Raw genomic sequence first — 13,859 nt, 5'->3', positions numbered from 1 at the left:
CCTCGGCGGCGGAGGCCGCCGAGCCGCCCGGGGCGTACGGGCTCGGGGCGCCCTGCTCGGGCCCCTGCGCGCCGTCGACGGGCTGGACCGGGGAGGCGCCCTGGTCACGCCATGCCGCACCGGGCTCGGAGAGCAGGTTCTCGTGCGCGGACACCGCGACGGACGGCGCGCCGAGGTAGTGCTCGGCGCCGGCGCGCTCGAAGTCGTCGGGGCGGGGCTGGAGGGGGTTGCGTCCGGCCTTGATGTCCGCGACGACCGAGTCGATCGCCCGGTCGTGGAAGCCGCGCAGCAGCTTGCGCGGGTCGAAGAAGATCGACAGCGCCATCAGCAGCGGGAACAGCGCGTACACGGCCCAGCGTCCGAGCGCGCGCATGAAGCCGAGCGCCCCGCCCTCGCTCAGGCGGGTCACGCGCAGGCCCAGGATCAGCTTGCCCAGGGTGAAGCCCTTGGTGCCGACCAGCCAGATCATCACCAGGTGGTACGCGGCCGGCAGCGCGGTCCCGACGCCGATGAGGATCATCGAGGTCGTGCTCGCGCTCTGCGAGGTGATGATCAGGGTGAAGCCGATCAGGAACGGCACCGTCACGAGCGCGGCGATCACCGTGTCGATCAGCGCGGCGAGGAAGCGCTTGAGAGGGGTCGCCGGGGCGCAGCCGTCCAACGGCGGCTCGAAGGACGCCGAGGCGGGAGCGCTCTCCGGGGCGGCGCCCGGCGCAGTGCCTGGAGCGGCACCCGGCCCGGAGTCCGACGCACCAGGCCCGCCGGGCATGCCGGAGCTCTGCCCGGGCTGGTTCATCGCGGGCTGGTTCATCGGTGGCTGCGTGACCATCACCCGATCGTACTGTTCCTCGCTCCGCAGCGCGGTCGCTCCCGGCTGGGGCGGGCGGAGGGAGTCGGCCGTGATGAGCTCGATCCCCTCGTCCTCCTGGTCGGACCGCTCCTGCCCCTGCTCCGCCCGGGTGCGGGGCCTGGGCGGCGCCGACCAGGCGCCGGGCGCATCTGTGGCCCGCTTCTCGTAGGGCGAGGCCTGGTAGCGCGCACCGCACTCGCCGCAGATCGCGGCCCCTTCGGACAGCAGCGTCCCGCAGGTGCTGCAGTATCTGGTCTGGTTCATGAGGAACGGCCCTTTCGCCTGATGGTCCGCCAGAGGGACGGTGCGGTCGTGCCGCGCACCGAGGAGCGGCGTCGCCGCAGCGCCTCCGTGCGCTTCTGCGCCTTCGCCCGGGCGCGGGCGTTGACCCGTCGGCGCCGGTTCTCGCGCCGTCGCTCTGCCGCACCGCGGCGGAAGGAGCGCAGGGAGAGCGCGGTGCGGAGCCGACGATGCCACGGCAGGGCGGCGGTGACGCCGCTGCGCGCCGCCATCACCTGGTCCCAGTACTCCTCCGCCGCGGCGTCGGGCAGGTCGTCCGGACCGAACACGGCCCGGTCCGCGCGGGCGGCCAGCGTGGACGCCCCGAGCTGGGGGACGTCGGCCTGGAGCTGTGCGGCGATCTCCGCCCGGGTCATCAGCGGATCGGGAGCCCTGCCCATGTCGGTGAGGAGGTCCAGGATCTCCTGCCAGCCGCCGTCCACGCGCGCCGGCAGGGTCTCGAGCGCGCGACGGCGTCGGCGCCGCACCGTCTTGGCGATGATCACCGCGGCGGCGAACAGACCCAGCAGCACGAACGGGAGCAGGCCGAGGCCCACGTACACGACCCACGAGGCGGTCTCGTCGGTCGGGTCCTCGTCGTCGTCGGTGTCGTCGCTCATCGCGCCGGGCGGCGGGCTCGGCGGCTCGGCCGGCGGGGGCGGCGGCTGCGCGACCTGCGGCAGCGGCTTCTCCACCTCCTTGGGCTGCGGCTCCGTGGGGTCCTCGTCCTCGTCAGGGGCGGGGTCGAAGCGCACCCAGCCGATGTCCTCGAAGGCGACCTCCACCCAGGCGGTGACGTCGTCGCCGGTGATGGAGGCGGTCCCCTCCTGGCCCTCGGGCACCTCGAAGCCCATCACCACGCGGGCGGGGATGTCGATCGAGCGGGCCAGCACGGCGGTCAGCGCCGCGTACTGCTCCTCGTCGCCGATGCGGCCCATCGGCTGGGCGTCGGGGGTGTCCTCGTCGAAGCCGACCTCCTCGAGCATCGCCCGGAGCCGGCTGTACCCATGGCCGGAGAGCGAGGCGGTGTCGTCCTCCAGGCCGTGGGAGTAGTAGGCGTCCTCCTTGACGAAGCGGGAGAGGTTCTGGAAGCGCTCGTAGTCGGAGTCGGAGGAGCCCGCCCACTCCTCGGCGAGCGCTGTCATGTCGTCCGTCGGCTCGTTGTCCGGCAGGGTGATGTCCGCGAACGTCGCGGTGTTCTGCTGCTCCGCGGTGGGCTCCGTGTACGGCTCGTAGGACAGCTCGTAGGTGTCGCCCGCCTGCACCCCGAGCGCGTTGACCGCGGTCTGCGAGGGCTGGTTGAGGAAGAGATTCTCGGTGGTGGCGCTCGCGCGGCCCTGATCCATCCCCTCGAGGTCGATGCGGTTGGTCCGCTCGCCGACGGTGGGCATCCACACGCCGCGGTACGCGCCGATCGTCACGGAGGAGACCTGCTGCTCCCCGGTGCCCTCCTCGAGGTCGACGCCGGGGGCGGTGCGCAGGAACGCCCCGGAGGGGCTGTCCTTCTGACGGCTGGAGGCGACGTTGTAGACCTGCAGGTCGTACTGGTCCATCGTGGCCAGGCGGATCTGGTCGCCGCTGCTCACACCGGTGATGGTGAACAGCTCCTCGTCGCGCTGGTCCTTGAGGTAGCCGCGGAATTCGGTCAGCGGGGAGACGTACTGGCGCGGGTCGAAGGGCGGGGTGATCCGGTCGCGCTTGGCGTAGCGGATGGTGCCCTCGGGCGGGTCCAGCAGAGGGCTCGCCGCGAAGGCGCCGCCGGCGGCGATCGCCATGATCACGGCGCCGCCGATCACGCGACGGCGCAGCACCGGGTTCTTCCAGGAGCCGGGGCGGACGGTGTCGGAGATGATCGTGGACTCGGCGCCGGCCAGGCGGCCGCTCTCGAAGCGCCAGGTCAGCCAGCCGACGGACAGCACGGCGTAGAGCACGCCGCGCGGCACCGGCCAGAACGCCTGATCCGTGCCGAAGAAGATGCTCGTCGCGACCATCACCAGCGGGAACAGCCAGGCCAGGACGTAGAGGCGGGTGCGCATCACGACGGTCATCGCCGCCAGCGACAGCAGCATCATGCTGATCCACACCACCGCCAGCACGCCCTGGGCGACGCCGACGGGCGGCGCGACGGTCAGCAGCGACTTCCAGCTCGTCACCGGCGCCTTCAGCAGCTCGAGCAGCGCTCCTGGGGTGGGGACGAGGCCCCAGAGCGCCCGGGTGGGGGCGGCGAACATCGAGCCGAACAGGAGGTACACCCCGAGCACGAGGGCGGTGATCCGCAGCGGCCCCCACCGCCAGCGGGCGCCGATCAGGGCGATCAGGGTGCCGAGCACGAGCGCCATGATCCCGGTGACCAGGTACTGCGCTCCCCCGTAGACGTGCTGGAAGCCGAGCAGCGCGAGGACGAACAGCGCGCCGAGCACGGCGAGGTCGATCGCGAGGCGCTTCGCGGGGACGGACGAGAAGTAGCTGGGGCGGCGCGCAGGACGCGCGGGCGCGGTCATCGGCCCACCGCCCTCAGGGCGCGGGCGAGGGTGTCGAGGGAGCCGAGGGTGACGACGTCGAGCGAGCCGATCGCCGATCGCTGCACCTCGGCGTCCTCCACGCAGCGGATCGCCACGGCCATCACTCCGATCGGAAGCTGGTTGGCGGCGGCGTTGAGCTCGCGCGCCGTGGTGTGCGGACCGACCACCATCATCACCGCAGACGCGTTGGGGGCGAGGTCGGAGGCCTTCTGCCCCAGCTCGTGGAAGGAGATCCGCTCCTTCAGCTGCTCGACCAGCGTGTAGTCGTCCATCATCGGGCGGAAGGAGGCGGTGCGCTGGCGGGCGTCGAAGGTGAAGGGCGTCAGCTCCTTCTCCTCCCGGAAGGTCTGAGCGGAGATCGAGGCGGCCACGGACACGGCCAGCTCGAACTCCTCCTCGCTCGCATAGTGCTCGGCGAGGTTGTCGAGCGCGACCACCACGTGGGAGCGGCGGGTCTCCTCGAACTGGCGGACCATGAGCTTCCCGGTGCGGGCGGTGGTGCGCCAGTGGACGTGGCGTCGGTCGTCGCCGGGGGCGTAGTCGCGCAGAGCATGGAAGGCGATGTCGGAGCTGGAGAGGTCCGAGGAGGGCGTGCCCTCGAGGTCGCGGAGGAAGCCGCTGGCGGCCTCGTCGAGGCGGACCGTGCGCGGGTGGACGAACAGCTCCTGCTCCTTCGCCCAGGTGACCTGGCGGCGCATGAGGGAGAGCGGGTCGTCGCGCACGGAGCGGACGGGGCCGACGACCAGCACGGCGCGGCGCTTGGTGGGGACGGCGAAGAGCTCCTCGTGGCTCTGCGCGGCCGCGAGCCGCGGCACCAGGAACTGGGCGGTCGCCTGGCCGACGGCCAGCTCGATCCGCGAGGGGAGGATGTCGCGCTGGGTGGGGTTGGCGACCTCGACCCGGCCGACGGCCCGGGTGCCGACGACGACCCGGTGGGTCTGCAGGTCGAGGGTGACCTTGTAGTTCGCCTTGCCCAGCACGAACAGCGCCGCGATCACGAGCGGGACGGTGAGCGCGAGCGCGACCACGTTCAGCTCGGTGACGTGCAGGGTCAGGCCTGCGATCCAGCACGCGGCGGCGACGCCGGCCACGGCCCATCCCACCGGGGAGACGACGTCGAGCACCGGGTGGATGCGGCGCATCCACAGCTCGACGACGCGGTCCCGCAGCCCGGCCCAGCCGGTGCTCGCGGGGGCATCGCCCTGCGTGGTCTCCTCGGCCGGTCCGGTCTGCCCCTCACGGGCGCGCTTCGCGGCCGCGCGCGCCCTGCGGCGCTCGCGGCGGGAGCCGGCACGGGATTCGGCCGCGGCGGTGCGACGGCGCTTCTTCGCCTCGGCCTTGGCGGACTTCGCGTCGGCGGTGTCGGTGGGGACGGAGGAGGGCTGGGAGCTCATGCCGTCTGCTGGCGCGCCTGGGGAGGCGCCACCTCGCTGAGGATCTTGGTCATGACGGACTTCGCGGTGGTGCCCGCGAACTCGGCCTCGGGGTCGAGCACGAAGCGGTGCAGCCACACGGGCTCCACGAGTGCCTTGACGTCGTCGGGGATCACGTAGTGGCGGCCGTTGACGGCGGCCCACACCTTGACGGTGCGCATGAGGGCGAGGGCGCCGCGGATGGAGACGCCGACGCGGACCTCGGGCGCGAGGCGGGTCTCCTCCATCAGGCGCGAGACGTACTCGAGCACCGCCGGGTCCACGTGCACGGTGGAGGCGAGCTGGGTCATGTCGTTGACAGCCTGCAGGGAGATGCGCGGGGTGAGCTGCTCGGAGCGGTCGCGCAGGGCGGAGCCCTGGAGGATCTGCACGCTCGAGGCGTGGTCCGGGTAGCCGATCGAGGTCTTCATCAGGAAGCGGTCCAGCTGCGCCTCGGGGAGGCGGTAGGTGCCGGCCTGCTCGATCGGGTTCTGGGTCGCGATCACCATGAAGGGGTTGCCGACCTCGTGGGTGACGCCGTCGACGGTGACGCGGCCCTCCTCCATCACCTCGAGCATCGCCGACTGGGTCTTGGGCGAGGCGCGGTTGATCTCGTCGGCCAGGACGACGTTGGCGAAGACGGGGCCCTTGTGGAACTCGAAGGACTTCGTGTTCTGGTCGTAGATCGTCACGCCGGTGACGTCGGAGGGCAGCAGGTCCGGGGTGAACTGGATGCGGGTGCTGGTGCCCTGCACGGTCGCCGCGATGGAGCGGGCGAGGGAGGTCTTGCCGGTGCCCGGCGCGTCCTCGAGCAGCACGTGGCCGGGGGCCATCATCGCGGTCAGCACGAGGCGGACCACCTCGTTCTTGCCGAGGACGGCCTGGCCGACGCTCTGGACGAGCTTGTCGAAGGTGTCGGCGAACCAGCGGGCCTGTTCGGGGGTCATGCTCATGGGTACTCAGGTGCTTTCTCGAGGAGGTGAGGTCTGGGACGTGCTCTGGGAGGGGAGGAGCTCGTTCAGCGAGGCATGTACGCGCTGCCGACCTGTGTGCCGTTGACGTACACCCGCAGCGGATTGTTGGTGGTCTTGTCGTAGCCGAAGAACCACTGGTCCTGCGGCTGCGTCCACCGGCCGTTGGCATCGGCGGTGATCTCGAACTCTCCCCAGTTCGCGTCGTTGTTGTCGCCGTAGTGGACTTTGTACTTCTTGCCGGGCTCGAGGTTCGTCAGCGTGTACCCGAACCGCTTGCACTCCCCGGAGCTGCAGTCCTCGGTCACGCCGGTGTAGTTCTGCGACCAGTTCCAGCTCCCGGAGTCGAGCTTGGGCGCTGGCGGGCTGTACTTGTTGGCCGTGACGGAGTCCTTGACCTTGCCGCTGCTGAGCCCGCCCTCGTTCACGACCTCGGCCGTGATGTCGTGCGTGGACCCCGAGTCCACCCGCTGGGTGTGCGAGAACTTGTTGCCGGAGACGGTCTGCGCCTTGCCGTCGATCCACACCTTGAGGGTCTTGTCCCGGCCGCCGTCCGTGCCGTTCGCCGTCACGGTGTAGGAGACGTTGCAGTTGTCGGCGGCATGACAGGTGCCGGCACTGGTGCTGATCTGCGGCCCGGCCGGCTTCGTGTAGGGCGTGACCGCGTTGGACTCCTTGGAGCGGGGGCTGATCCCGCCGTCGGCCGCGAAGCCGTTGCGGGCCTCGACGGTGAAGCGGTACGAGGTGCCGTTGCTCAGGCCGGAGATGGATGTGCTCGTGGACGAGGCGTCGACGGTCTTCGAGCCGCCGTTCCAGCGCACCACGTACTTGGTGACAGTGGTGCCGTTGCCGTCGGCCGCCGCCCAGCTCACGTTCGCCCGGCCGTTCGGGCCGTCGCCCTTGCCCTCGCTCGGCAGGGACGCCTTCACCCCGGTGGGCGCCTCGGGCTTCGCCCATGGGACGACCTCGTTCGACGCCTTCGAGGAGCCGGTGCCGGTGCCGACGGAGTTCACGCCGGTGATGGTGAAGGTGTGCTTGCTGTCGCGGTCGAGGTCCCGGAAGGACGCCTTGGTGGTCCCGCCGTCGACGGTCTGGATCGCGCCGGAGGAGGACTTCACGACGTACTGGGTGATCGGCTCGCCGTTCGCCTCGGCATCCGTCATCGCGGGCCACGTCACGTCCACCGCGCCGCCGAGCGCGGTGTTGACCCGCTCGGCCGAGGGGGTGCCGCTGGGAGACTTGGGCTTGCCGGCCGGGTGCTCCGCCGAGGACCACTCCGACCACTCCGAGGGCTCGTCGGCCAGGTTCGAGGCCCGCACCCGGAAGCGGTAGTCGACGCCGTTGGTGAGCCCTGCGAACACCGTCTGGGTGCTGCCGCCCTCGACGGTCTGGGAGGAGATCCCCTGACCGCTGGTGTCCTGGACCTGCACCTCGTAGCTCTGGATCGCGGAGCCACGGTTCTCCGGCGCGGTCCAGCCGACGGTCAGCTGCTGGTCGCCGCGCTCCGCCTGCGGGGCGGCCGGCTTCTCGGGGCGCACGTCGGGGCGGGCCACGGCCGAGGGCACCGACGGGTCGGAGTCGCCGACGTCGTTGGTCGCCACGACCTGGAAGGTGTACTCCGTGTCGTTGGTCAGCCCCGTGATCGTGCAGGAGGTCGAGACGCACTGCTGCGACACCGTCCCGCCGGTCGCCGCGGTGACCGTGTACCCGGTGATCGGGGCGCCGTTGTCGGCTCCCGCGTCGAAGTTCAGCTCGACGAACCCGTCGCCGACCTCCCCGATGCGCGGCGCGGAGGGCGGCGCCGGCTTGCCGCGCACCACGATCCGGATCTCGCCGGTGACGTGGCGGTCCGGGTCTCCGGTGTCGTCCTCGACCGTGTACTGAGCGGTGAGGATCCCGTGGAAGGTCTCTGCCGGGGTGATCGAGACCTTGTCGCCCTTGAGCTCGACGGTGCCCTCACCGGCGGTGAGGCCGGCGCTGAGCAGCTCCCGGTCCCCGCCGGGGAAGGGATTGGAGTCGTTCTCGAGCACTGCGATGTCCTTGGTGGTGCCCGCGTCGATCGTGTCCTCGTCCATCACGGTGGTGAGCAGTGGCCGCGGCGAGCCGCCGACGGTGACCTGCACGGAGGACTCCACCGGATCGTTCGTCCCGTCGGAGACGGTCACCGGCACCTCGAGGACCGTGCCCTTGGGGGCCTTCGGCGTCGCCGTGGCGGTGAAGACCGAGCCCTCGACCGACACGTCGATCTCCGGGTTCTCGGTGTACTTCCCGAGGGCGAAGGTGAACTTGTCGTCATCGGGGTCGTCGACGCCCGGCGCGAGGTCAACCGTGGCCTGGCCCTCACCCTGCGCGACCTCGAGCAGCGCGCCCTGGAAGGTCGGCGGGAGGTTCTCGTCCTCGGGCGCGACCTCGACCGGGATCGCGAGCGTCGCGGTGGCCGCGGTCGCGTCCCCCACCGCACCGTCCGTGACCTCGACGCTGATGGTGTCCTTGCCGGAGAAGTCCGCGGCAGGGCGGTAGCTCAGCGTCGTCTCGTTCTCGACGAGCTCGCCGCCGTCGCCGTGGCCTGCCGTCACGAGCGACGGGTCGGTGATCTGCACGCTCTCCGCGCCCGGACGCACCCGGACGTTCTGGGGATCGGCGAGGTCGATCTTCGCCTCGGCGCCGGCCTGCACCGTCACCGGCTCGCCCACCCAGACGGGGGCCTGCTTCGCGGTGCCGGGCACCCACACGTAGCCGGCCGAGGACTGGTCGTCCTGGTCGGTGATGATGTAGCGGATCCGCTGCTGCTCCTCCTGGGGCACGATCTTCAGCGTCCCGTCCTCGCGCAGGTCCACGCCCTCGTAGGAGCCGTCGAGCGCGACCTCGAGGTCGTTGGTGCTGCCGTCGGGATCGGAGTCGTTGGCGAGCACGTCCACCTCGACGTGGTCCTTCTTCGGATCCAGGACGTCCTCGACCGGCACGAAGTCGTCGACCGCGACCGGGGAGAGCAGCGGCGCGTTCGCGGCGACCTTGACGGTCGCGGTCGCGCTGGACTTCAGCTGCCCGTCGGTCGCCGAGTACAGCACCGTGTGGGTGCCCTCCTCGGCGGGGGAGGTGACGGTGACGAGATTGTCCTCCGTGCCCTCCGGCGGCTCGACGTACGCGATGTCCGTCATCGCCTCCACGTCGCCGCGGACGATGCCGAGCGCGTCGCCCTCGGGGTCGGTGTCGTTGTCGAGCACCGGGATCTGCACCTCGCGGTCCGGGCGCACCTCGACGGTGTCGTCGACCGCGTAGGGGGCCTGGTTGCGGTCCGTGGGCGCGGCGATGCCGACGAGCACCTCCGCGGTGCCGATCGCGCCGTGGCGATCCATCACCTGGTAGCGGAAGCGGTCCGTGCCGACCGAGTCCTCGTGCGGCACGTACTCGATCCACTCGCCGTTCGCGGTGGTGATCTCGCCGAGGGTGGGCATGGGGCTCGCCGCGCCGGTGAGCATCACGGAGTCGCCGTCAGGATCGATGCCGGTGGTCTGGACGGGGATCCGCACCGGGGTGCCCGCGACCGCGCGGGCGGTGAGGTTCTCCGGCCGCGGCGGGGTGTTCTCCGCGTCCCGCGGCACGATGGTGATGTAGGCGAGGGCGGAGCCGGTGCGGCCCGTCTCGTCGACCACCTCGTACCGCACGACGGCCTCGCCCGTCGCGTCGTCGTCGGCGCGGAAGCGCAGCATGTCCTGGTGCGGCTCGGTGTTGCCCAGCGCGTCGGCGCGGGAGGTGTCGAGGTTCGTGCCGAGGTGGAGGTCGGAGCCCGTGGGCGAGACGTCGTTGGCGGTGACGTCGATGTTGACCATGTCCCCGGCGCGCACGACGGTGCGGTCCGGGACAGCCTCCGGGTTCGCGAACTGCGTGTCCGTGTTCACGACCATCATCCGGATGGTGCCCGTCGAGGTGCCGGCCGAGTTCGAGACCTCGTAGGTGATGGGGACCGGCTCGGAGGAGACGGTCGCGCCGGGCTCCGCCTCGACCCGCACCAGGTGGTGGTCGACGACGGTGGCCTTCAGGCCGCTGCCCTCGGGGACCTCGAGGGAGTTCGCGACCAGCACCCCGCCGGTGGGGTCCACGTCGTTCTCCAGCGGGTCCACGAGCGTGTCGGTGCCGGTGGTGACCGTTCCGAGGTCGTCGACGGCGACGGGCTGGAGGTTCTCCGCCTCCGGCTCGACCACGTCGATGCGCATCAGTCCCAGGGAGGTGGTGCTGCCGCCGCTCGCCCCGACCGTGTACTCCAGGTAGTGGGTGCCGGGCCCGGCACCGGTGACGTCGACGCTCCCGGCGTCCAGGGCCGGGTCGACCTCCAGCCCCTCGGACTCGCCGACGCTGATCAGCTCGAGCTCGCCGCCGTTGGGGTTGAGATCGTTGACCAGGGGCTTGAGCGTTGTGGTGCGTCCGGAGACGATGCTGACGTGGTCGGCGGTGGTGATCGGCGGGAGGTCGCTGTCGGTCACCGACTCGATCTGGATCGTCCCCTCCCCCGTCTCGCCGTTCTCGTCGCGGAAGGTGAGCTGGACCTGCTTCGTGCCCGGCGAGAGGCCGGCGTCGTTGAAGGTGATCTTCCCGTCGGGGGTGAAGGTGACGAGGTCCTCCGGCGGGACCGTGGCGTTGGAGAGGTAGAAGGCGTCGCCGTCGGGGTCCTCCCAGTACGGCAGGATGTTGAAGCTGATCTCCTGGCCGGAGCGGACCTGGACCTTGGTCATCGTCTCCTCGGCGGCCTGCGGAGCGGAGTTCTCCCCCTCCTGGCGCACCTCGAGGGTGACGGTGGCGGTGTCCTTGCCTCCACGCCCGTCGTCGACGGCGTAGGTGAAGGTCTGGGTGCCGGAGGCGTCGTCGGCGACCTGGATCTGGAGCTGCGTGCCGCCCGCGATCGGGGTGACCTGCCCGGCGGCCGGCTGCTTCCCCTCCACATCGACGGTGAGCACGTCGCCGTCGGGGTCGACGTCGTTGCGCGTGACGGGGAGGACCACGTTCTGACCGGGCCGCACGCCGAACGTGTCGTCGTTGGCCGTCGGGGGCCGGTTCTCCTCCTCGCGCTCGGCCGCGACGTTCTCGATCGTGGTGGTGAGGGTCTCCTTCTCCTTCTCCTTCGACTGATCGGTCTGGATGTCCTGGTTGATGACCCAATCGTCGACCAGCTGCATCGAGTCCATGATCTCCCAGGACAGGCCGAACTTCTGGTCGTTGAGCACGACCAGGTCGCGGTTCTGCCGCAGGGAGAGGTCCGCACCGGCCTTCACCTCGGGTATCGCCTCCACCACGGGCTCCTGGCCCTCGCAGGCGCGGACGTAGCGCAGGGACCCGCCCCAGGCGCCGTAGGCGCAGCCGTCGACCTGCGCCGGCTCGACGACCTCGGAGCCGGTGCCGCCGGCGGAGATCGACTCCGCCTTCCCGCCGTCGAGGGGGATCAGCAGCATCGTGTCGGCGGTGGACAGGACGACGTCCTCGGAGGCGGGGCCGGCCTGCTGGAGCTCGCCGACCTCGAGGGAGGAGATCCCGTAATCCTCGAGCGGGTAGTCCTTCATCTCGGTGCCGAGGCGCAGCATGCGGTTCTCGCGGTCCATGATCACCGGCACGTCGCCGACGACGGTGAGCTCGACCTGCGCGGCGTCGCTCGAGACCCCGCCGGCGATGAACGGCTTGTCCGCCTTCGTGTCTCGGGTGGACGGGGTCCGGGGGTAGCGCAGGAGTTCCTCGCCGTTGAGCACGTAGACGTCGCCGCTCATGGAGACGGCGACGGGCGGCGCGCCGTTGCCGGTCTCGAGGACCGGTTCGACGGAGGCGGGGCTGAACGCGGCGGCTTCGTCCGGGGAGAGGATCCAGACCCGGCCGTCGGGCGCGGCGATCACGACGCGGTCCCCGCCGATGCGGACGGTGGACTCGGGCGGCAGCTCGACGAGGCCCGCACGGGAGGCGGCCGCGGTGTTGATGGGGGTCATGCCGCGCGGCCCGGTCTCGAAGACGTGGTAGCCGGACTGAATGATGTCGAGGTCCTGGCCGGTGGCGGAGATGCGTGCGTCGAGCTCGCCGGCGTCGACGTTCAGACGGCCGATGAGGCCGCGGTCGCCGTTGCTGACCCAGACGCCGCCGTCGGAGACCTCGACCTCCGATGAGGACAGGCCGTCGTAGTTCACGGCGAAGCCGGTGAGGACGAGCGCCACCACTGACAGGACGGCCGTGGACACGACCGTGGTGCGCCGACCGCGGCGCCTCTTCGGTCCAGCGGTGACTGACATGGTGGTACCCCCAGAAGACGTGCAGACTCCTCGCGCACGCCCGGCCTCGACCGGCTGCTCTCACTGAGGAGAAGACCCCCGCGGTCGATGTGGTCGCGCACGACAACGGACAGAGTACCGGTCCCCCGCGCGACGTTCTACGCGCCCGGTCACGTTCCGTCCCCGTGCAGGTCAGGCAGAGGGAACGGTCGCCGATCTCACGAGGAGCTCACCGACGGCGCTCGACGAGCGTGCGGGTGAACGTCTCCAGTGCCTCACGGACGGGACCCTGCGGCAGCTCGCCGAGGATCTCGACGGCCTCATCGGCGGTGCGCTGGGCGAGCCGGCGCGTCTCCTCGAGCGCCTGGTCCTCGCGCAGCAGCTCCACGAGCTCGCCCAGCGCGGTGTCGTCGCTGAGATCGCTGTCGAGTCTGCGCAGGATCTCGAGGCTGCGCGCGTCCTGCTGCTCGGCCGCCCGGCGACGGACGAGAAGGGTGGGCATGGTGGGGACGCCCTCGCGCAGGTCGATGCCCGGGGTCTTCCCGCTCGTGGCGGCGTCGCTCTCGAGGTCCAGCACGTCGTCCGCGAGCTGGAAGGCGACCCCGACCTTCTCGCCGTAGCGGCGCATGACGTCGCCGGAGCCCTCGGGGGCACCGGCGAGGGAGGCGCCGAGGTCGCCGGCGAGGGCGAGCAGCGACGCCGTCTTGTCGGAGAGGACGGAGATGTAGTGGGCGAAGGGGTCCTCCCCCTCGGCAGGACCGACGGTCTCGTGCAGCTGGCCGAGGCAGAGCCGCTCGAAGGTCTCGGAGTGCATCCGCACGGCCTCGGGGCCGATGCGGGCGCTCAGCGCGCTCGCCCGGGCGAAGAGGAAGTCCCCGGTGAGGATCGCGACGTTGTTGCCCCACAGCGAGTGGGCGCTGTCGGTGCCGCGGCGGGTGGGCGCCGAGTCCATCACGTCGTCGTGGTACAGGCTCGCCAGGTGGGTCAGTTCGACGAGGATCGCCGCGTCCTGCACGCCCTCGGCATCGACGTCCCCGAGGGACGCCGCCAGGAGCACGAGCATCGGGCGCACACGCTTGCCGCCGGCGTCCATGAGGTGGCGAGCGGTCCAGCGCACCATGTCGTCGGAGCTTGCGACGGAATCGCGCAGCCCATGCTCGATGGTGCCCAGGCGCTCGACGATGCTCGTCGCGAGCTGATCATCGATGTCGGGCACACCCGGCAGCGTGGACGGCATGTCTCTCCTGGGGATCGGACCGGTCCCGACGAGCGGGGCCGGAGTGCGGACTGCGCTCCCGGACAGGAGCGACACGACAGCCGAGTCTACCGGGGAGGCAGGGGCCCTGAGCGGACGTACGGCCCCGAGGTGACGGGCGGAACTGCGGAGCGCTCCGCCGAGGGGATTGCAGGAATCGCCCCCTCGACCGGGCCCATCCCGGAGCCGGAGACGCCATGGGCCGGCGCCTCCCCCGAGCGCGACATGACCTCGGACCAGCTCTTGCCGAGCCGCCCCGCCCTTGCCGTCCTGGCTGCTCCCCGATTCGGGGCATGACAAAGGGAGTGGAGGAGGCGAACACCCGCTA

6 protein-coding genes are annotated in these 13,859 nt (G+C 71.3%); all 6 read right to left on the bottom strand.

Annotated features, from left to right (window positions below; all coding sequences use genetic code 11):
• The coding region (locus tag HMPREF3159_RS11695; protein WP_210388872.1) for an RDD family protein at nucleotides 1–1,114 on the bottom strand (1,114 nt) is incomplete at its 3' end.
• Complete coding sequence (locus HMPREF3159_RS11690; protein ID WP_070501169.1) at nucleotides 1,111–3,630, bottom strand: transglutaminase domain-containing protein; 2,520 nt, start codon at nucleotides 3,628–3,630, stop codon at nucleotides 1,111–1,113. The genes HMPREF3159_RS11690 and HMPREF3159_RS11695, both read right to left, overlap by 4 nt.
• Nucleotides 3,627–5,045 (bottom strand): DUF58 domain-containing protein, encoded by a 1,419-nt coding sequence (locus HMPREF3159_RS11685; RefSeq protein WP_070501168.1) that lies wholly within the window; start codon nucleotides 5,043–5,045, stop codon nucleotides 3,627–3,629. The genes HMPREF3159_RS11690 and HMPREF3159_RS11685 overlap by 4 nt, the downstream gene beginning before the upstream one ends.
• Nucleotides 5,042–6,016 (bottom strand): AAA family ATPase, encoded by a 975-nt coding sequence (locus HMPREF3159_RS11680; RefSeq protein WP_070501167.1) that lies wholly within the window; start codon nucleotides 6,014–6,016, stop codon nucleotides 5,042–5,044. Before HMPREF3159_RS11680 ends, HMPREF3159_RS11685 begins: the two co-directional genes overlap by 4 nt.
• 65 nt (nucleotides 6,017–6,081) lie before the next feature.
• Nucleotides 6,082–12,246 carry an Ig-like domain-containing protein gene (locus HMPREF3159_RS11675; RefSeq protein ID WP_070501166.1) on the bottom strand — a complete coding sequence of 2,055 codons (6,165 nt, stop codon included), beginning with the start codon at nucleotides 12,244–12,246 and terminating at the stop codon, nucleotides 6,082–6,084.
• Nucleotides 12,247–12,505: 259 nt separating this feature from the next.
• Complete coding sequence (locus tag HMPREF3159_RS11670) at nucleotides 12,506–13,513, bottom strand: polyprenyl synthetase family protein (RefSeq protein WP_070501165.1); 1,008 nt, start codon at nucleotides 13,511–13,513, stop codon at nucleotides 12,506–12,508.
• Nucleotides 13,514–13,859 lie beyond the last annotated feature (346 nt).

This window comes from Brachybacterium sp. HMSC06H03 (assembly GCF_001807385.1).
GTDB lineage: Bacteria > Actinomycetota > Actinomycetes > Actinomycetales > Dermabacteraceae > Brachybacterium > Brachybacterium conglomeratum.
This window is presented reverse-complemented; position numbering and strand designations above follow the sequence as displayed.